Genomic DNA, 19,291 nt, shown 5'->3' on the forward strand with positions numbered 1-19,291 from the left:
CTAGATGCTTAGTTGATCCCGCGGAATCTTCCGCTTGCCCAACGCCTTTTTGCGTTCTAAGACGATTTTTGCCGGGCCGTGTTTCGCCGGCGGAGGAATTAGATGTCCGGGTTGTTACAAGAACCTCCCGGAAGTAAATGGTGCATATCCTGCTTGTTACGGTTATGTTTCACCAGTCCCAAACCGCACTTCCACAGCACCCTGCAAGGACACCGGCACCATGACCGACCGTTTCCGCCCCGGCAAGGCCCTGCCCCGCCGGAATGGCGGCCAATCCGACCACACCGACGCGGCCGGGCAGCCTTCCACGACCCGGCTGCCGCGCGACATCAAGGTGATGCTGGCCGCTGCGTTCCTGATCGCGCTGGGTTTCGGGCTCGTAGCGCCGGTATTGCCCCAGTTCGCCACTACGTTCGACGTCGGGGCCACAGCTGCCGCTGTGATCGTGAGCATCTTTGCGTTCATGCGGCTGCTGTTCGCACCTGCCGGCGGAGCCCTGATCGTGAAGCTGGGCGAACGCCCCGTCTACGTGGCCGGCCTGCTGATCGTCGCCGCCTCAACGGCGGCGTGCGCCTTCGCCCAGGACTACTGGCAGCTGCTGATTTTCCGGGGCCTGGGCGGCGCGGGCTCGGTGATGTTCACAGTCGCGTCCATGGCGCTCGTCGTCCGGCTTGCCCCGCCGGAGAGCCGCGGGCGGGTTTCCGGCGCCTACGCCTCGGCCTTCCTCATCGGCAATGTCTGCGGGCCGATTGTGGGCGGCATGCTTGCCGGCTTCGGCCTCCGCATCCCGTTCCTGGCGTACGCTGCAGCGCTGGTCCTGGCGGCGCTCGTGGTTCAGACCCAGCTGAGCCACGTCCCGGGTAAGTCGCGGAAGGACGGAAGCCTGGAGCCTCCGATGGGCCTGGGCGAGGCATTGCGTGACAGCGCGTACCGGGCCGGCCTGTTCTCCAGCTTCGCCAACGGCTGGGCGACTTTCGGTGTGCGCATGGCCACCGTTCCACTTTTCGCCGTGGCGGCGCTGGGAGCAGGACCGGCTGCCGCCGGCTGGGCGCTGGCTGTCTTTGCCGGCGGCAACGCCGCGGCGTTGACGGTCTCCGGGAAACTGGCCGACACCCTGGGCCGCAAGCCGCTGTTGATCGCCGGCCTGGTGCTGACCGGTGTGGCGACAGCGGGCATCGGGCTCACCGGTGACATGCCCTGGTTCCTGGCGGCGTCCGCCGTCGCCGGAATAGGTTCCGGCCTGCTGGGGCCGGCCCAGCAGGCCGCCATTGCGGATGTGATCGGCAACGGACGCTCCGGCGGCCGGGTGCTGGCGGTCTTCCAGATGATGTCCGACGCCGGCGCCATCGTCGGGCCGGTCCTTGCGGGGCTCCTCGCGGACCGGCTCGGGTACGGGTGGGCCTTCGGCGTGACCGGGGGCGTCCTGATCGTGGCTGCAGCCGCCTGGCTTTTCGCGCGGGAGACGTTCCAGCGGCCTGCAGCCCGGCAAGCTGCCTAGCTCTGGAAGCTGCCTAGTTCAGCAGCGCGTCGACAAAGCCCTCTGCGTCGAACGGAGCAAGGTCGTCCGCGCCTTCGCCCAGCCCGATCAGCTTGACCGGAACCCCCAGCGTCTTCTGGATGGCGACCACGATGCCGCCCTTGGCCGTGCCGTCCAGTTTGGTGAGCACGATGCCGGTGATGTTGACCACCTCGGAGAACACGCGGGCCTGGTTCAGGCCGTTCTGTCCGGTGGTGGCGTCCAGCACCAGCAGGACCTCGTCCACTTCGGCCAGCTTCTCGATGACACGCTTGACCTTGCCGAGCTCGTCCATCAGGCCAACTTTGTTCTGGAGCCGGCCGGCGGTATCGATCATCACGACGTCGACTTCCTGGTCGATGCCTGCCTTGACCGCCTCATAGGCGACTGAAGCAGGATCGGCGCCGTCGACGTCGGACTTCACAGTGGGAACGCCGACGCGCTGGCCCCACGTGGCGAGCTGCTCGGCCGCGGCCGCGCGGAACGTGTCCGCTGCGCCCAGCAGGACGTCCTTGTCTTCGGCCACGAGGACGCGCGCGAGCTTGCCCACCGTGGTGGTCTTGCCCACGCCGTTGACACCCACCACCATCATGACCGAAGGCTTGTCGGCGTGGCGTTCGGTGCGGAGGCTGCGGTCCATGGTCGGGTCCACAAGCTTGATCAGTTCCTCGCGCAGCAGGGCCTTCACCTGCTCGGGGGTGCGTGTCCCCAGCACCTTGACCCGCTCCCGGAGGGCATCGACCAGCTGCATGGTCGGCTCCGTGCCAAGGTCCGCCAGCAGGAGGGTCTCTTCGACCTCGTCCCAGACGTCTTCATCAATCTTGTCGCTGGACAGGAGCGCGAGCAGGCCCTTGCCGAGGATGTTGTTGGATCTCACCAGGCGTTCGCGGAGCCTGGTCAGACGTCCGGCAACGGGAAGCGGTGTCTCCACGGCAATGGTTTCGAGGCCCGCCGCGTCATCGGGTACCTCGGCTGTCTCCAGTCCTTCAAGGCCGGCTTCGCCGGGCGCCTGGCGCCCGGGTATCACCGCCGGACGGTCCTCCACCAGCGTTCCGCCCCCGCCGGGGACCGGCTCGACGGGATCGTTGGCGTCGCGGGTGCCCGGGTACTTGGTGATGTTCCGGCGGGTCTTCAGCAGGACCGGGATCAGTCCGCCAATGACCACCAGGGCAGCGAGGATGGCAAGAATTATGGGGAGGATGTCATTCACTCCCCTAGCTTCTCACAATCGCACGGGACCCTGTCCGAGCCCCGGCCGGGAGCCGGCGCGGGCTAAACGTCGGCGCCGAGGCGCTGGCTGATGACCGTTGACACGCCGTCGCCGCGCATGGTGACGCCGTACAGGGCGTCGGCAACTTCCATGGTGCGCTTCTGGTGCGTGATGACAATCAGCTGGCTGGACTCGCGGAGTTCCTCGAAGACCGTGATGAGCCTGCCCAGGTTGGTGTCGTCCAGGGCGGCCTCCACTTCGTCCATCACGTAGAAGGGCGAAGGCCTGGCCTTGAAGATGGCCACGAGCAGGGCCACCGCGGTCAGCGAGCGCTCGCCCCCGGACAGCAGGGACAGCCGTTTGATCTTCTTGCCGGCCGGACGCGCCTCCACCTCAATGCCCGTGGTGAGCATGTCCGAAGGGTCGGTCAGGACGAGCCGTCCTTCGCCGCCGGGAAAAAGGCGGGCGAAAACCCGGACAAACTGGGAAGATGTGTCCGCAAAGGCTTCGGCAAAGACTTTTTGGACGCGTTCATCCACTTCCTTGATGATGTCCAGCAGGTCCTTTCGGCTGGACTTAAGATCCTCAAGCTGGCTGCTGAGGAACTGGTGGCGTTCCTCCAGGGCGGCGAATTCCTCCAGTGCCAGCGGATTGACCCGTCCCAGCGAGGAAAGGTCCCGCTCAGCTTTGCGGAGCCGCTTTTCCTGCTCGGCGCGGACGAAGGGCTTGCCTTCCGGGATGGGCGTTCCGTCCTCGTCCACCGGCATCCGGAGGGCCGCCCACTTGTCAGCGGCCTCCCCCGCGGCCACGGGTACCGGCTGGTCCGGCCCGTAGTCCGCCACGAGCTGGTCCGGGGACAATCCGAGTTCCTCGACCGAACGCAGTTCCAGGGCTTCGATCCGGAGCCGCTGCTGCGCGCGGGCAAGTTCATCGCGGTGCACTGAATCCGTCAGCTCCGCCAGCTCACGGCTGAGGGCATCGTTCTCCGACCGTGCCGCTGCAAGTTCGCGGTCCCTGAGCTCCCGTTCTTCCTCTGCAAGGTCACGCGCGCGGAGCGCATGCTCCACGGAGACGTCCATGCAAGCAACGATCTGCTCCACCGCAGCCGACACGGCGGCCGCCCGGCCGGCCTGGCGCTGGCGGCGGCGGGCACGTTGCGCAGCTTCTTCCCGTGCCCGGCGCTCGGCCACGGCAGCCCGCTCCAACGAAAGGGCGCGGTTGCGGGTGGCCGTCAGTTGCTCCTCGGCACTCCGCAGCGAAAGCCTGGCCTCCATTTCGGCCGCCCTCGCCACGGATGCCGCCCGGGCGAGTTCGTCACGGAGCTCTGCTGAGGGTTCCTCGTCCGCGGGGGCCTGCCGGGCCGCGTCAAGGCGCGCTGCCGCTACCTGCAGGGCCTCCTGCTCGGTCACAATGTGCGCCTCGGCCCGTGCAAGCGAGGCGTTCAGCCTGTCGCTCTCTCCCACCGCGCTCCGCAGCACCGAGTTGAGGTGCCCCAGCCGTTCGGCGACTGCCGCCAGCCGGGCATCGGACTCGTGGAGCCGCTCCAGGGCGGCATCCGCACGTTCCTGGGCATCCGTCTTCCGCGCCCGGGCGGAGGCCAGCGCGAACCGGGTCCGTTCAAGTCCGGCGCTGACCGCGGCCAGCCTCGTTTCGGCATCATCGACGGCGGCCTGCACCTCCAGCAGCGAGGGTGCATTCGCCGAGCCGCCCCGGACGGCAAAAGCCGTGAAGACATCGCCCGCCCGTGTCACGGCAGTCAGCCCGGGCTGCGCGCGGATAAGCTCCGCTGCCGCCGCGAGGTCCTCGACAATTGCTTTATTCTCCAGCAACGTGCCCAGAAGGGTGTCCAGCAGCGTGCCCGCCGCAGAGTCTTCCAAATCCGGAAGGGAGTGGAACCCTTTCAGCCCGGCTGCAGAGGGGGTCACGAGCTCCGTGGCCCAGCGGGCGCCGGCAGGAAGTGGACCTTGAGCCGGCGCTGCTCCAGCCGGGGATTGGAGACCGCCGGCCGGCGGCCGGGTCGTTGCCGCCAGCAGCAGCGAGGCAAGCCCGGCGTCGTCGTCCTTAAGTAGCTGCAGCACGTCGACGGCGGTGCCGGCGTCCCGGACCACGACGGCGTCCGAGGAGTTTCCCAGGGCGGCGGCGACTGCCGCTTCATACCCGGATTCGACGGAGAGCATCGACGCGAGGGGCCCGATGACCCCGGGCAACCCCGAACCGGCCACACGTCCCGACCCGTCTTTGCGGTTGAGCCCGAGCTGCAGTGCGTCACGCCGGGCAAGCAGCGCGTCGCGCTCCCGCTCCCCCTCGCGTTCGGCTGACTTCAGTGCCTCCATGTCCCTGAGGGTTGCGTCCAGGTCGGCGCTGGCGTCTTCGTACTCAGCATCAAGGGACTCCTCACCGTCTTCGACGCCCGCGACCTGCGATTCCAGGGCTGTGAACTCGCGTTGGGCGCGGCGCCGGCGTTCCTCGCCGGCTGCCTGGGATTCCCGAAGCCGGCCGAGTTCCGATTGTGCGGCTTCAACACGCGACCGTGCGGCACCCACCTGACCGGCCAGTTTGGCCAGTCCCTCGCGGCGGTCGGCCGCAGCGCGGAGCACCGCGGCCAACCGTTTGTCTTCGGCACTCGCGGCGCTTTCGGCGTCCTGCCTGGCTGCCGTGGCGGCTTCCAGCACAGCGCGTTTCTGCAGGATCCCGTCTTCCAGGGCCGCCTGTTCTTCGCGGACCCTGGCGGCGTTCCGCTCAAGCTGGTCCGGGTCCCGGCCGGAATCCGGGAGCTCGTCCGCAGCACCCAGCAACCGGCGCCGTTCCTCGGCAAGCGAGCCGAGGGAGCGCAGCCTTTCCCGCCCCGCCGAGAGCTGGTACCAGGTGTCCCGGGCGGCATTGAGCTTTGGTGTGGCCGCCGCGGCAAGCTGTTCCAGTCCCGCCTGGCGCTGACGCCCTTGGTCCAGGCCTTGCTCCACAACCACCCTGCGCGCCTTCAGGGCGGATTCGTCGGCCACGTCCTGGGCCAGGGCGGACTGCAACTGCACGAGGTCGTCCGCCAGCAGCCGGGCCCGGGCATCCCGGACTTCGAACTGGACGCTCTGGGCCCGGCGGGCCACTTCCGCCTGCTTGCCCAGCGGCGTTAGCTGGCGCCGGATTTCGCTGGTGAGGTCGCTCAGTCTCTGCAGGTTGGCCTGCATCGCTTCCAGCTTCCGGACAGTCTTTTCCTTGCGCCGGCGGTGTTTGAGGATGCCTGCTGCCTCTTCGATGAAGCCGCGCCGGTCCTCCGGAGTGGCGTGCAAAACCTTGTCCAGCTGTCCCTGCCCCACGATCACGTGCATCTCGCGGCCGAGGCCTGAATCAGAGAGCAGTTCCTGGATGTCCAGGAGGCGGCAGCCGGCACCGTTGATGGCGTACTCGGATCCGCCCGTGCGGAAAAGCGTCCGTGAGATGGTCACTTCGCTGTACTCAATAGGCAGTGCACCGTCGGTGTTGTCGATAGTCAACGAAACGTGGGCCCGGCCCAGCGGCGGGCGGCCGGAGGTGCCCGCGAAGATCACGTCTTCCATCTTGCCGCCGCGCAGTGTCTTTGCACCCTGTTCGCCCATGACCCAGGCCAGGGCATCCACAACATTCGATTTACCGGAGCCGTTCGGACCGACTACTGCAGTAACGCCCGGCTCAAAGTCGAACGTCGTGGCTGAGGCGAACGACTTGAATCCGCGGACGGTCAGGCTCTTGAGGTGCAAGGTGGTTCGGATCTCCTGAGTGGCTTAAGTTCTACGTCGCTTAAAAGCTGAGTCGCCAAATTCCGGCGGCTGAAGCGGCTGGTCCTGCCCTAAATCTACTGCGTGGGGACGACAAAGCCCGGATTTAGGGCCCCGCTCACCACCGGCCGTTGCGGGGACGCGGCTGGCAGACGGGGCAGGTGTACGAGGACCGGTTCATGAACTGTTCGCGCTTCATAAGGCTCACTAGCCCTGCAGCAGCGCACCTTTTGCACTCCTGCTTTTCCCGGCCATAGGCGTTGAGGGACCGGTCAAAGTACCCGGAGGCGCCGTTGACGTTGACGTAGAGGGAATCGAAGCTGGTTCCGCCGGCGGCAAGGGCGTCCAGCATGACCTCACGGGCTGCGTCCAGAACCCTGAGCGCTTCGGCGCGGCGGAGCGTGTCGGTAGGCCGTGCGTAGTGCAGGCGTGCCCGCCACAGGGCCTCGTCGGCGTAGATGTTGCCGATGCCGGAGACCAGCCCCTGGTCCAGGAGCGCCCGTTTGAGCCCCGTGCGCCGGAGCCGGAGCCGGCGGTAGAAAGTGTCAAAGGAAAAATTCGGGTCCAGGGGATCCCGCGCGATGTGGGCGGCCTCTTCGGCGATGACCGGTGAAGGAAGCTCCCCGAGGCCGCCGGGTCCGCCGTCGGAAGTCGGCACCAGCGACGTGACGAACAGCCCGCCGAAGATGCGCTGGTCCACGAACCTGAGCTGTTCGGGCATGCCGTCAGCCGGGCTGAGCCGCAGCCGGATCTTCAGGTGCTTTTCGTCCGGAACGCCGGAATCCTGCATCAGGAGCTGGCCGCTCATGCCCAGGTGTGCCATGAGGGCAACCGCCGGCCGCCGGGACCCCTCTGTCCCGGTCCCGTCTGTCCCCGCGCGGACACGGCCTGTTCCTTCTGCTGCGGCCTCCTCGAGCGGAAGCCAGAGGAACTTCCCGCGGCGCACCACGTCCAGGACCCGGGCGCCTTCGAGGTTGCCGGCAAAGTCTTCGGCGCCGAGCGCGTGCCGGCGGATGGAGCGCGGATCCAGGACGTCAACGGAGGTGATTGTCCTGCCGCGGACCCAGCTCACCAGGCCGCGGCGGACAACTTCGACTTCCGGCAGTTCAGGCACGGAAAACCTAGAGGCCGGCTTCGGATTCCGCCGGAAGGCTCGCCGTAACGGCAGCCGATAGCTTCCGCCAGGCGTCAGCGGCAGCTTCCTGCTCGGCTTCCTTCTTGGAGCGTCCGGCACCCTGCCCGTAGTCGGTTCCGCCGATGCGGAGCACGGCCACGAAGGTGCGCGCGTGGTCCGGGCCTGAGCCCTCCACGGCGTAGTAGATACTGCCCAGCTGGCGGCTGGCCGCCAGCTCCTGGATGCTGGTTTTCCAGTCGGTGCCTGCACCCAGGGCGGCAGCGTCCTGAAGCAGCGGACCGATCAGCCGCATGACGAGCTGACGTGCCGTCTCGATGTCGTTCGACACGTAGGTGGCACCAATGAGCGCTTCCATGGTGTCGGCGAGGATTGATGCCTTGTTCTTACCGTCGGTGAGCTTTTCGCCCTGTCCCAGGTAAATGTAGTCACCAATGCCCAGGCTGCGGCCGATTCCGGCAAGTGCCCTGGTACTCACCACGGCTGAACGCCGCTTCGCGAGGTCACCCTCAGGCAAGGCGGGGTTGTCGCGGTACAGGGCATCTGTCACGGAGAAGCCCAGGATGGAATCACCCAGGAACTCAAGGCGCTCGTTGGTGGGTATGCCGCCGTTTTCGTAGGCATACGAACGATGTGTCAGAGCAAGACGAAGCGTCCCGGCGTCAATTGAGACACCGAGACGCTTCAAAAGCTCTTCAGTTGAAGACGTCATGTTCAGCCAGTGGGCCGATTAGACGTCCGCGACCTTGCGGCCCTTGTACTCAAGGAACAGCGCAGTGCCAGCCGAGTCGGTAACGACCTTTGCCTGGTGCGGCAGGCTGTAGGTGACCTGGCCGTTCTCAACGGTCTTCACCAGGTGGGGGGCAGTTGCCTTCCACTGGGAGCGGCGGGCGCGGGTATTCGAGCGAGACATTTTCCGCTTCGGGACAGCCACGGCTAACTCATTTCTCTCTAGAAAAACACTTACAAATCAATTTTGCCGGTCAGGCTTAGCCAAGTCAGCTAGGGCGGCCCAGCGAGGATCTACGACCTCGTGGTGATGCCCCGGCTCGTCTTCCAGGCGTATTCCGCATTCGGAACAAAGGCCCTGGCAGTCTTCCCGGCACACCGGCTGGAACGGCAGTATGGTTACAACTGCGTCCCGCAACACCGGCTCAAGATCGATTAAATCGTGCTCGATTCGATATTGCTCTTCTTCGTCTTCTCCGGCGGAGAACTGGGAGTCCTCGTAGAAGAAAAGTTCTTGCACATTGACCTCAAGGTCATACGCAAGGGGATCCAGGCATCGGCCGCACTCGCCGGTTACTTCGACGTGGGCGGTTCCTGATACCAGAATTCCTTCGTGTACGGCCTCCAGCCGCAGATCCAGCTCGACATCCGAGCCTTCCTGCACGCCAATGAGTGCCACACCAAGGTCACCTGGTGCGGGTACATGTTCCGTCAGCGTCCGCATGCTCCCCGGACTGCGTCCGAGGTCCTTGACGTCGAACGCCAAGGGCGAACTAGCATCTCGTTTAATGAGAACTCCTGTTGAACATATGACCGACGTACTATCTTAGCCTGATCTTCCGGATGGACTCAAACCGGCTGCAAGGCGCACGGTTCACCACCGCGGGACAAACAGGGAATGGGCCGCAAAACCGGCATGGCCGTCGCGTACCGGTCAAGCCTACCCTCTGCCGGGCTAATCCGACGACGACTCGCCCGCCAGCAGGCGTTTCAGTACCGACCGGGGCACATAATCCGACACGTTGCCGCCCAGGGTAAAGACTTCCTTGATAAGCGTTGACGACAGGTGGAGGTAGTGGCCCTCAGTGGGAAGGAAGACCGTTTCCACACCGCTGAGCTGCCGGTTCATGGTTGCCATCGGCAGCTCATAGTCAAAGTCCGACGAGGAGCGGAGGCCCTTCACGATGGCGGACACGCCCCGCTGCCTGCAGTATTCGGCCAGCAGCCCCTCCCCCACCGGCTCCACCACGATTCCGCGCAGCGACGCCAGGGTCTCACGCGCCATGTCGATGCGCTCTTCCAACGTGAAGCGGTATTTCTTGTTGTAGTTCGTGGACACCGCCACAATGACCTCGTCAAACAGCCCGGCAGCCCTGGCGATGACTTCCAGGTGGCCATTGTGGATGGGGTCGAAGGAGCCTGGGCATACGGCACGTCTCATGTTCCGAACCTACCGCATCCGCGGAGCGGGATAACATGACTGGATGCCCGAGTCGAACATTCCCTTCACCGTTGCAGGGGGCGTGGTTCTTGTGACCGGCGCGGCCATGGGCATGGGCCGGCTGCACGCCCTACGCGCCGCCCGGGAGGGCGCCGCAGTGGTGATCCTGTGGGATGTGGACGGCGGCGGACTGGAGGGCGTTGCGCGCGAAGTCACTGCGCTCGGCGCCCGTGCCGTTGCCCGCCAGGTGGATCTTGCGGACCGGGCAGCCATCGCCGAGGCCGCGCGGGAGTGCAGAGCGGAAGGCGCACTCGCGCTCCTTATTAACAATGCGGGAATCGTGCGCGGCGCCCTGTTTTGGGACCACCGGCCAGGACCTGACATCGCATTGACCATGGACGTCAACGCGTTGGCGCCGATGTATGTCACCCTGGCGTTCCTTCCGGACATGATGGCCGACGGCGGGCGTCCCCGCCGCATCCTGAACATCGCCTCTGCGGCCGGCACAGTGTCAAACCCGAGGATGAGTGTTTACGCGGCATCCAAATGGGCCGTGCTGGGCTGGAGCGACTCCCTGCGGATCGAACTGGAGCAGGAGGGCTACCGGCATCTCCGGGTCACAACGTTCTGCCCGAGCTACATTTCCACCGGGATGTTCGCCGGTGCCCGCGGCCCGTTGCTCACTCCCCTCATGACTCCCGATGACGCCGTCCGGCGGGCCTGGCGGGCGATGGCGGCGGGCCGCCCTCTGCTGATCGCTCCGGCGACGGCCAACCTTGGCAAAGTCCTGCGGGGAATCCTCCCGGTGCGGGCATGGGATTTCATCGGCGGACGGATTTTCCGGATCTACGCGGGCATGGAAAGATTCACCGGTCGGGCTGAAAACCCCGTAACCAAGCGACAGGCAGGCAAACAGTGAGCACAACAGTTCCGGCACCGTGGCAGCGGGCAGCGTCGGGAGCCAACCTGCTGGCACCCAACGGCACCCTGGGCGTCACCATCTTCGAGGAGATGACCACCCTCGCGGTCCGAACCGGCGCCATCAACCTTGGCCAGGGCTTCCCCGACGAGGACGGCCCCGCGGAGATCAAAGCGGCGGCACAGGCCGCAATCGCCGCCGGCGCTAACCAGTACGCCCCGGGCAAGGGCATCCTTCCCCTCAGGGAAGCCATCTCGGCACACCAGCAGCGGTTCTACGGACTGGCGCCGGACCCGGAGACAGAGATCATCGTGACCACCGGCGCCACCGAAGCCATCGCGGCGTCGTTGCTGGCCTTGGTGGAGCACGGTGACGAGGTGCTCACCTTCGAACCGTTCTACGACTCCTACGGCGCCATGATCGGGCTGGCCGGCGGCACGCATGTGACCGCTCCGCTGCTCGCCCCGGATTTCATGCCGGACATGGCGGCCCTGGAGGCGGCCTTCAGCAGCCGCACCAAAGTGGTGCTCATCAACAACCCGCACAACCCCACCGGCGCGGTTTTTCCGCGTGAGGTGCTTCAGCGCGTCGTCGAACTCGCCGCGAAGCACCACGCCGTGATCATCACCGATGAGGTATACGAGCACCTGACGTTCGGGGAACGGCACATCCCCGTGGCCAGCCTCCCGGGGGCTGCCGGGCGGACCGTCACCATATCCTCCGCAGGCAAGACGTTCTCCTTCACCGGGTGGAAGATCGGCTGGCTCAGCGGGCCGGAACACCTCGTGTCCGCCATCAGGACGGTCAAGCAGTTCCTGAGCTACAGCTCCGGCACGCCGTTCCAGGGCGCCATCGCCGTGGGGCTCGCCCTGCCCGACGACTTCTATACGGGAATCTCCGAAACCCTGCGGCGCAAGCGGGACATCCTCAGCGAGGGGCTCAAGGCCGCCGGCCTGGACGTCTTCACACCGCAGGGAACCTATTTTGTGAATGTGGACACGGCGCCCCTGGGGATCTCCGATTCAGTGGACCTGGCACGGCGGCTTCCGGAGCTGGTGGGAGTCGCCGCCATTCCGGTGCCCGTCTTCTGCCACCCCGAGGGGGCCGAGCGGACCCGCAGCCTGCTCCGCTTCGCCTTCTGCAAGAAGACATCGGTCCTCGAAGAGGCGGCATCGCGGCTCGCGACGCTCCGGGACAGGCTGTGACGGTGCCCGCACGGCCAGCGGCAGGGTCCCGGTTCCTCCGGACCACCGGCCAGCACGCAACGATTGAAGCGGATGCCTTCACCGAGGGGGCGTACGTACTGAGCATCGGCGGGGCTGAGCAGTCCCATGTGAACCTCGCCGAACCGGGCGAAATATTTTACGAGTACCTCCGCCGGATCGGCCATGTGGTGGATCTGGCCGCCCCCGCCGGAGAGCCCGTCAGCGCACTTCATCTTGGCGCCGGAGCCCTAACGCTCGCCCGTTACGTCCAGGCGACCCGGCCAGGGTCCGTACAGTACGCCGTCGAGCTCGAGCGCGAACTGCTGGACTTCGTCCTGCAGCAGCTGCCGCTGCCCGAAGGAACGGTGCTGCACACGCTGATCGGCGACGCCCGTGACGCTTTGGCGGAACTCCCTGCGGACCTGCGTTTCGACGTCGTGATCCTGGATATCTTTTCCGGGCCGGAGGCGCCGGAGCACATCGCCTGCACCGGGTTCTACGAGGAGGCAGCGGCAAAGCTGACACCGCGCGGAGTTCTGGTGGTCAACGTGGGCGATGAACCGGGTCTCACGCTGGTCCGGAGCCAGGTGGCAGCGCTGCGGCAAGCCATGCACGGCGTTGCGGCGTTCGCGGAATCCGGCATGTTCGCCGGCCGGTATCCCGGCAACATCATCCTCACCGGCACGCAGGGACCGTGGCCTGCGGAATGGACCACAGCGCTGACCGCCCGCGGCCCGCACCCCGCCACGGTACTGGCGGGCGTGGACCTCGACGCGCTCTCAGGCTAGTCAGCTGCCCCCGCCCACGGGTTCGGCGAACCATAGCTTGGTTTCGCCGTATTTCTTCTCGGCGAACCGTTCCAGCGACGCCGGCCACGACGGCTCCGGGCTGCGGGACGACCGCTCCACGACCACGACGGCGCCCTCCGCCAGATAGGGCGACAGCTCTTCCAGCACCCCGCCCATGGCGGGCTCATCCAACGGATACGGCGGGTCCAGGAATGCGAGGTCCCACAGGGTGCCGGGCACGGTTCTTTCGAGGAAGGACTCCACCCGTGAACGGTGGACAGACACCACTTTACGGCCGACTGCCCCGTTCACGAGATCCGCATTGCGCTGGCAGACCTCACTGGCTTTGCCATCGAACTCCACGAGGTCAACGGTCTCCGCCCCGCGGCTGGCACTTTCCACGCCCAGCGCACCGGAGCCCGCATAGAGGTCAAGGACACGGGCGCCCGCCACCACATTGAACGCCTCAAGCCGTGAAAAGAGTGCTTCCTTGACGCGGTCAGTGGTGGGGCGGGTCATGGAACCTGGCACGCTGGCCAGCGGCATGCCGCCGCCTGCACCCGCGATAATGCGAGTCATCGGAGCGCCTTCCTGCCGCTTACAGCCCTGCGCCAACTACTAGCCACGCTCAAGGAATGCCTCCTTTTCGGGGTTCAAATACTCTTCAATTGCTTTCGCGAGCGCGGAGTGCTCCGCCAGGCCCGGATCCCGGGCCACAATCTGCTGGGCATCCTGACGGGCCTTCGCAATGACGGCCTCATGTTCCAGGACGCGCAACAGCTTGAGCGCTGACCGCCCGCCGGACTGCGAGGCACCGAGGATGTCGCCCTCGCGCCGCAGTTTCAGGTCCTCCTGCGACAGCTCGAAGCCGTCCGTGGTGGCCGCCACGGCGTCGAGCCGGCGCCGGCTGGGGTGGCCGGGTTCCAGGGTGGTCACCAGGAGGCAGGTGCCGGGCAGCCCGCCCCGGCCCACCCGTCCGCGAAGCTGGTGCAGCTGGGATATTCCGAACCTGTCGGCGTCAAGGATGACCATTAGCGTGGCGTTATGGACGTCGACGCCCACCTCGATCACGGTGGTGGACACCAGCAGCTTCGTCTCATTCGCCGTAAACGATGCCATGGTTGCGGACTTCAGGACAGGATCCTGCCTGCCGTGCAGCGGTGCCAGGGCAACGCCGGCCAGGGCCGGTTCGTCCTGGAGATATTCGACGACGGCTGTGACGGACGCCAGCTCCCGGGCCGGTCCGTCGCCTTCCAGGTCCGCGGCTGACGGCTCCGCTTCCCCGGGGCTGAAGTCGCCGTCGTCGTCCTCTCCGATTTTGGGGCACACCACGTAGACCTGGTGGCCGGCATCGATCTCTTCCCTGGACCGGGACCAGATGCGGCCTGCCCAGCCCGGATTTTCGGCGAGTCCCACCACATGCGTGGAGATCGGGGCCCGGCCGGCGGGGAGTTCGTCCAGCACCGATGTTTCAAGGTCGCCGAACACAGTCATGGCCACCGTCCTCGGAATGGGCGTGGCGGTCATGACCAGCAGGTGCGGCGGTTTGCTGGCCTTCGCCCGGAGTGCGTCGCGCTGCTCCACTCCGAAGCGGTGCTGTTCATCGACAACGATCAGCCCGAGGTCGTAAAACGAGACATTGTCGCTCAGCAGCGCGTGCGTCCCGATCACGATCCCGGCGGTGCCTGACGCCGCGTCCAGCATGGCCTGCTTGCGGGCAGCGGTGGGCATGGAACCGGTGAGCAGCGTGACCTGGACGGCGTCGGGACCTGATCCGCCCAGGAGTCCGTCGCGCGACAGCGGACCGAGCGTCCGGCGGATGGATTCGTAGTGCTGCGCAGCCAAAACCTCCGTGGGAGCCAGCAGGGCGGCCTGTCCGCCGGCGTCAACCACCTGAAGCATGGCGCGCAAGGCAACGATGGTTTTGCCGGAACCCACCTCGCCCTGGAGGAGCCGATTCATGGGGCTGTCCTGCGAAAGTTCCTCCGCGAGGGTCTTTCCGACGGCGCCCTGCCCGGCCGTGAGGGTAAAGGGCAGCTGGCGGTCGAACGCCGTCAGCAGTCCGCCGGTGACCGGCTGGCGGGCGGTGGCTTCCTCGGCCGCCAGCTGGGCCCGGCGCCGCGCGAGCGCAGACTGCAGGACCAGGGCCTCCTGGTACCTGAAGCGGTCCCGGGCCCGTTGCCAGTCGCCGGGCACCTGCGGGGCGTGGATGAGGCGGTAGGCCTCGGCGGCCGGCAGGAACTTCTCCCGCGCCGAAACCTCGGCCGGCAGGGGGTCGTCCAGTTGTTCGAGGTCAACGGTGTCCAGCAGGGTGGAGATGACTTTCTGGATGGACCAGCTGGTGAGCTTGGCTGTGGCCGGGTAGACCGGGATGGGCATGGCGGCCAGCTTCTGCGGATCCATCCCCGGGATGTCCGGGTCCTCGTCCAGAAGCTGGAAGTCAGGATTGGTAAGGCTCAGGCTGCCGGCGTACCGTGTGACTTTGCCGGAGAAAATGGCCCGGCGCCCCGGGAGCAGTTCCGCCTTGGCCCGGAATCCGTTGAAAAAGCTGACTTTCAGGGTACCTGCGTCATCGGTGATGACGACGTCGGTCAGGGTGCCCCGGCGTGCACGCATGGCCCGCGTGCTGCTGGACACGACACGCGCAATCAGGGTGACGTCCTCATCCAGCGGCACCTCGCTGATGGGCGTCAGCTCACCGCGGTTGAGGTACCGGCGCGGAAAGTAGTTGAGGAGGTCGCCGACGGTGGTGATGCCCAGGTGTTTTTCAATGACGGCCGCGGACCTTTTGCCGATACGGCGTTCCAGGCCCAGATCCAGCTCAGCGTTCATGTCCGCCGGGGTCCCGGGGCAGGGCAAGCTGGCTGACCGAAATTTCGGTGGGCTCTCCGAGGGAACCGATCAGTTCGACGGCCGGTTCAGGCGCCGGGACATGGACGTGCACGCGCCAGCGGTACTTTCCGTCGGCGTCCGTTACACCTCCCACCTGGCTCATGATCACCGAGTCGCCCATCTCATCCAGCCGCTGGCGCAGCGTGGCCGCATCCAGTGGCGAGAGGCTGATGGTGCACATGACCTCCACGCCGTCGTCGTCGGGCATGTCTGTGTGGATGTGGGGATCCTGGACGTCGTAGCCGTGCAGGCCGTCCAGCATTTCGCTTTGAAGTTCTTCGCCGAGCACCGCAGAACGCAGGCAGTCCAGGATGAGGAGCATCCCCACCCCGCCGGCATCAACGACGTGGGCCTCGTGCAGGGCTGCGAGCTGGTCCTCGGTCCGGACCACGGCCTCGAGGGCAGCCTCGACCGCTGCATCCAGGGCAAGTCCCAGCACATGGTTGCTGTCGTCGCCGTTCTGGTCTGCGTCCACTCCCGCAGCGGCCCGCGCTGCCGCCTCCATGACCGAGAGCATGGTCCCCGGAACGGGATCGCTCAGGGCGGACCAGGCCCGGATCTGCGCCCGGTTGAGCGCGGCCGCCAGCAATGGTGAGCTGAGGCGGGTGTGACCGGCCAACGGCTCCGCAGCGGCGCACAGGAACACTGAGAACAACGTTCCCGAGTTCCCGCGGGCCTGCTCCATTGCGGCCTGCCCGGCCAAGGCGAGCACGGCGCCGACGTCCTGCTGGCCGGGCATCCCGCCGGACTGCTGCGCGGAGCCGGCGCCGGATGGACTGTTGAGGGCCTGCGCCGCGGCGCGGACCGTCAGGTAAAGGTTGGTGCCGGTGTCGCCGTCAGCCACCGGAAAAATGTTGATGGCGTTGAGGCGGTCGCTGTGGTTCCCGAGCGCTGTTTCGGCCTTGCCCAACCACCGCTTCATCGCTTGCGCGTTGGCGGCAATCTTAGTCTGCAAAGTGATCCCATCCCACAGTGTCCGCGGGCCGGCCCGCTATCTTCACGCCCGTGCCTTCCGTTGGTGCAGGGGCTTCTACTGAGCCTATCGCAGCGAAACCCCGGGGCAGCTGAACGTCCGCCGGGAATGTGGCCAGGAGTCCATGGTCTTCCCCGCCCCCGAGCACCCAGTCCATGGGGTCCCCGCCCACGGCGTCGGCGGCTGCGGCCAGCGGCTCTGTGAGTTGCTTCAACGCAGCGGGATCGAGGTCCAGGACGACGCCGCTGGCGGCGGCCAGGCGTCCGCCGTCGCGGACCAGTCCATCCGATATGTCCAGCATCGACGAGGCCCCGGCGGCGAGTGCCGCCGGCCCGGCAGCCAGCGGCGGCAGCGGCCTGCATTGCCTGTCCATGATGGTTCGCAGCTCCGGCGTCAAAAGTTCAACGCCAACCCCCGACTCAAGCAGCGCAAGACCGGCCGCGGCATGCCCCGCCGTTCCGGCCAGGGCGACGGTGTGTCCAGGGCGGGCACCCGAGCGCAGCACAGGCTCCCGGCCATCCAAGGTGCCCAGAATGGCCACCGTCACGGCCAATTCGCGGCCCCGGCCCAGGTCCCCGCCGGCCACGGAACACCCGGCGGCGCCAAGGTCGCGGATGGCACGCGAGAGTCCGTCCGCGAAATCCTCCACCCAGGAAACCGGCGTGTCCGGCGGCAGCGTCAGGCTCACCACCATGGAGGTGGACCGCGCGCCCATGGCGTTGATGTCGCTGAGGTTCTGCGCCGCGGCTTTCCAGCCGACGTCGAATCCTGTGGTCCGGTATCCGTTGCGCCACAGCAGCCGGAAATCCTGGTCCACCACCTGGGTGTCAATGCTGATCAGCGTCCGGCCGTCCGGGGCTGCCACGATGGCGGCGTCGTCCCCGGGCCCAAGCAGAAGCGCCGTACCCTCCGCGGGTCCGTTGTTCAGGCGGGGGAAAATCCTGGCCAGGAGTTGGGATTCGGAAAGTCCGGCGACGGTGAGGTGAGATTCAGGCACACCACTACGCTACAGTCCGGGACAGACATCCAGCCGGGATAGGCTTAAACAATGCACCAGCCCCGCACTCCGCTTCCCCTCCGTTCGCTTCTCCTGCCGGCGGCAGCAGCGGTGCTGGCCCTCAGCGGATGCGCCCCGGTGGTGGATGTGGCACCGGCCAAGGATGCGGCCAACCCTGCCTGCGCCCCCATGATGGTGGCCCTTCCGGACACGATGGGTGATGCGGGGCTGCGGAAGACCAACAGCCAGGCAACCGCTGCCTGGGGCGATCCGTCCAAGGTGATCCTGCGCTGCGGCGTCAATGTTCCCGGCCCCACCACCGACCGTTGCGTCAGCGTCAACGGCATCGACTGGGTCATCAAGGAAGGCGACCCGGTATGGACTCTGACCACCTTCGGCCGCGAACCGGCGACGGAGATCCTGATGGACCCGGACCAGATCAGTTCCGCCACCGTTCTGGCTGAACTCTCCGCGGCGGCCGGGAAGATCAAGGCCACCAGGAACTGCGTGGGCCAGGAAGAGCTGCAGAACCTGCCCACCGGGCAATAGCCGCGACGCGACGTCGGCGGCTGGCCGCGACGCGACGGCGGCTAGCGGAGCCCGGTCTTCCGGTTCAGCGCCAGGTAGATCAGTTCATCGATGAGTTCCGCGTAGCCCAGCCCGGAGGCGGCCCACATCTGCGGGTACATGCTTTTCGGCGTGAAGCCGGGCATGGTGTTGATCTCGTTGATGATCAGTTCGCCGTCCGGAGTGTAAAAGAAGTCCACCCGGCTCAGGCCCTCGGCCCCGACAGCGTCGAACGCGGCGGCGGCCAGCTCGCGGACCCGGGCAATTGCCTCATCGGGGATGTCGGCCGGGCAGCTCAGCGAGGCGGCGTCGTCCTCCACGTACTTTGCATTGAAGTCATAGAACTCGTGCTCCCCCGGCGCCACCGCGATCTCTCCCGGCATGGAGGTCCGCGGCGGCTCCGTGCCGCGTCCTTCGAGCACGGCGCATTCAATTTCGCGGCCGACTATTCCGGCTTCGATCACCAGTTTGAGGTCGTGCTCGCGGGCGGCTTCAATGGCCGAGTCCAGGCCGTCCAGTGAGTCCACCTTGGAGATTCCCATGGAGGATCCTGCCCGGGCAGGTTTGACGAACACGGGGTACCCCAGCAGGTCAACGCGTTTGCGGACCGATTCGGGGTCCGTGACCCACTGGCGGTCCGTCACCGCGATGTAGGGTCCCACCTGCAGGCCGGCAGCTTCGAAAACAACCTTCATGTAGTGCTTGTCCATACCCACGGCGGAGGCCAGGACACCGGCTCCGACGTAGCGGGTGTCCGACAGTTCAAGCAGCCCCTGGATGGTGCCGTCCTCCCCGAACGGGCCGTGGAGCAGCGGGAAGACAACGTCCACGCTGCCGAGTTCCTGAGGAACCTCGTTCGGGGAAGCCACGATCAGCTGGTGCGCTCCGCCGATTTCGGCAAGCGTTACCGTACGGTCCGACGGCGCCACCTCAGGAAGCGAGGAGGCCGAAAGTGACCATTGCCGGGTGTCCCCCGAAGCCAGCACCCACTGGCCGGTCTTGGCGATACCGATCGGGATCACATCGTACTTGTCGTAGTCGATCGCGCCGAGAACGCCCGCAGCCGTCACGCAGCTGACGGCGTGTTCGCTGGAACGGCCCCCGAACAACACGGCGACGCGGGGTTTGGCGTGGCCGGACCCGGCGATCTTGTTCACTTGTTCTTCCAACACA

Annotated in this window: 17 protein-coding genes; 5 read left to right on the top strand and 12 right to left on the bottom strand. The window is 66.6% G+C overall.

The genetic code is table 11. The features are described 5' to 3' along the window. Window positions 1-337 precede the first annotated feature (337 nt). Window positions 338-1,498, top strand: coding sequence for an MFS transporter (locus tag Q8Z05_RS20630; protein WP_371745990.1), 1,161 nt, complete (start codon window positions 338-340; stop codon window positions 1,496-1,498). 13 nt (window positions 1,499-1,511) lie between these two features. On the opposite strand, the gene ftsY is transcribed toward Q8Z05_RS20630, so the two are convergent. The 7 genes from ftsY to coaD all read right to left on the bottom strand — a co-directional run bounded on the left by ftsY (window position 1,512) and on the right by coaD (window position 9,777). Further along, window positions 1,512-2,726: a signal recognition particle-docking protein FtsY gene (ftsY, locus tag Q8Z05_RS20635; protein WP_305941380.1), complete on the bottom strand. Its 1,215-nt coding sequence runs from the start codon at window positions 2,724-2,726 to the stop codon at window positions 1,512-1,514. Between the two features lie 62 nt (window positions 2,727-2,788). After that, entirely contained in the window at window positions 2,789-6,457 is a 3,669-nt protein-coding gene (gene smc / locus Q8Z05_RS20640; RefSeq protein ID WP_305941381.1) for a chromosome segregation protein SMC, read from the bottom strand. Between the two features lie 136 nt (window positions 6,458-6,593). Then, window positions 6,594-7,589, bottom strand: a complete 996-nt coding sequence (gene mutM / locus Q8Z05_RS20645; protein WP_305941382.1) for a bifunctional DNA-formamidopyrimidine glycosylase/DNA-(apurinic or apyrimidinic site) lyase — start codon at window positions 7,587-7,589, stop codon at window positions 6,594-6,596. 7 nt (window positions 7,590-7,596) lie between these two features. Next, window positions 7,597-8,319: a ribonuclease III gene (rnc, locus tag Q8Z05_RS20650; protein ID WP_305941383.1), complete on the bottom strand. Its 723-nt coding sequence runs from the start codon at window positions 8,317-8,319 to the stop codon at window positions 7,597-7,599. A gap of 18 nt (window positions 8,320-8,337) precedes the next feature. Continuing rightward, window positions 8,338-8,541 carry a 50S ribosomal protein L32 gene (rpmF, locus tag Q8Z05_RS20655; RefSeq protein ID WP_009356569.1) on the bottom strand — a complete coding sequence of 68 codons (204 nt, stop codon included), beginning with the start codon at window positions 8,539-8,541 and terminating at the stop codon, window positions 8,338-8,340. A gap of 36 nt (window positions 8,542-8,577) precedes the next feature. After that, a complete protein-coding gene (locus Q8Z05_RS20660; RefSeq protein WP_305941384.1) occupies window positions 8,578-9,102 on the bottom strand; it encodes a YceD family protein in 525 nt (174 codons plus the stop codon). Between the two features lie 189 nt (window positions 9,103-9,291). Next, on the bottom strand, window positions 9,292-9,777 hold the full coding sequence (gene coaD / locus Q8Z05_RS20665) for a pantetheine-phosphate adenylyltransferase (RefSeq protein ID WP_305941385.1): 486 nt from the start codon (window positions 9,775-9,777) through the stop codon (window positions 9,292-9,294). A 43-nt stretch (window positions 9,778-9,820) separates the two neighbouring features. Between coaD and Q8Z05_RS20670 the strand changes: the two genes are divergently transcribed. Genes Q8Z05_RS20670 through Q8Z05_RS20680 form a run of 3 tightly spaced genes read left to right on the top strand, consistent with a single transcriptional unit; the run spans window position 9,821 to window position 12,689 of the window. Then, window positions 9,821-10,696, top strand: coding sequence for an SDR family NAD(P)-dependent oxidoreductase (locus Q8Z05_RS20670; protein ID WP_305941386.1), 876 nt, complete (start codon window positions 9,821-9,823; stop codon window positions 10,694-10,696). After that, complete coding sequence (locus Q8Z05_RS20675) at window positions 10,693-11,901, top strand: aminotransferase class I/II-fold pyridoxal phosphate-dependent enzyme (protein WP_305941387.1); 1,209 nt, start codon at window positions 10,693-10,695, stop codon at window positions 11,899-11,901. The genes Q8Z05_RS20670 and Q8Z05_RS20675 overlap by 4 nt, the downstream gene beginning before the upstream one ends. Window positions 11,902-11,903: 2 nt before the next feature. Further along, window positions 11,904-12,689: a spermidine synthase gene (locus Q8Z05_RS20680; RefSeq protein ID WP_305941388.1), complete on the top strand. Its 786-nt coding sequence runs from the start codon at window positions 11,904-11,906 to the stop codon at window positions 12,687-12,689. On the opposite strand, the gene rsmD is transcribed toward Q8Z05_RS20680, so the two are convergent. The 4 genes from rsmD to thiL are packed head-to-tail and all read right to left on the bottom strand — an operon-like array spanning window position 12,690 to window position 17,551. After that, window positions 12,690-13,268: a 16S rRNA (guanine(966)-N(2))-methyltransferase RsmD gene (gene rsmD, locus Q8Z05_RS20685; protein ID WP_305941389.1), complete on the bottom strand. Its 579-nt coding sequence runs from the start codon at window positions 13,266-13,268 to the stop codon at window positions 12,690-12,692. It lies immediately after the preceding gene. A 39-nt stretch (window positions 13,269-13,307) separates the two neighbouring features. Continuing rightward, entirely contained in the window at window positions 13,308-15,521 is a 2,214-nt protein-coding gene (locus Q8Z05_RS20690; RefSeq protein WP_305941390.1) for an ATP-dependent DNA helicase RecG, read from the bottom strand. Beyond that, window positions 15,511-16,503: a DAK2 domain-containing protein gene (locus Q8Z05_RS20695; protein ID WP_305943651.1), complete on the bottom strand. Its 993-nt coding sequence runs from the start codon at window positions 16,501-16,503 to the stop codon at window positions 15,511-15,513. Before Q8Z05_RS20695 ends, Q8Z05_RS20690 begins: the two co-directional genes overlap by 11 nt. A gap of 22 nt (window positions 16,504-16,525) precedes the next feature. Then, on the bottom strand, window positions 16,526-17,551 hold the full coding sequence (thiL, locus tag Q8Z05_RS20700) for a thiamine-phosphate kinase (RefSeq protein WP_305941391.1): 1,026 nt from the start codon (window positions 17,549-17,551) through the stop codon (window positions 16,526-16,528). Between the two features lie 51 nt (window positions 17,552-17,602). Between thiL and Q8Z05_RS20705 the strand changes: the two genes are divergently transcribed. Continuing rightward, entirely contained in the window at window positions 17,603-18,100 is a 498-nt protein-coding gene (locus Q8Z05_RS20705; protein ID WP_305941392.1) for a DUF3515 domain-containing protein, read from the top strand. Between the two features lie 41 nt (window positions 18,101-18,141). Here the strand turns inward: Q8Z05_RS20705 and Q8Z05_RS20710 are convergent, their stop codons facing one another. Continuing rightward, on the bottom strand, window positions 18,142-19,290 hold the full coding sequence (locus tag Q8Z05_RS20710) for a D-alanine--D-alanine ligase family protein (protein WP_305941393.1): 1,149 nt from the start codon (window positions 19,288-19,290) through the stop codon (window positions 18,142-18,144). Window position 19,291: the final 1 nt, after the last annotated feature.

This window comes from Arthrobacter oryzae (genome assembly GCF_030718995.1).
Lineage (GTDB): Bacteria > Actinomycetota > Actinomycetes > Actinomycetales > Micrococcaceae > Arthrobacter > Arthrobacter oryzae_C.

Excerpts from the sequence above, each read along its gene's own strand:
- Q8Z05_RS20695 (WP_305943651.1), bottom strand. The coding sequence starts at position 16,503 with ATGAAGCGGTGGTTGGGCAAGGCCGAAACAGCGCTCGGGAACCACAGC.
- coaD (WP_305941385.1), bottom strand. The coding sequence starts at position 9,777 with ATGAGACGTGCCGTATGCCCAGGCTCCTTCGACCCCATCCACAATGGC.
- rnc (WP_305941383.1), bottom strand. The coding sequence starts at position 8,319 with ATGACGTCTTCAACTGAAGAGCTTTTGAAGCGTCTCGGTGTCTCAATT.
- Q8Z05_RS20630 (WP_371745990.1), top strand. The coding sequence starts at position 338 with ATGCTGGCCGCTGCGTTCCTGATCGCGCTGGGTTTCGGGCTCGTAGCG.
- Q8Z05_RS20705 (WP_305941392.1), top strand. The coding sequence starts at position 17,603 with ATGCACCAGCCCCGCACTCCGCTTCCCCTCCGTTCGCTTCTCCTGCCG.
- Q8Z05_RS20670 (WP_305941386.1), top strand. The coding sequence starts at position 9,821 with ATGCCCGAGTCGAACATTCCCTTCACCGTTGCAGGGGGCGTGGTTCTT.
- rsmD (WP_305941389.1), bottom strand. The coding sequence starts at position 13,268 with ATGACTCGCATTATCGCGGGTGCAGGCGGCGGCATGCCGCTGGCCAGC.
- Q8Z05_RS20690 (WP_305941390.1), bottom strand. The coding sequence starts at position 15,521 with ATGAACGCTGAGCTGGATCTGGGCCTGGAACGCCGTATCGGCAAAAGG.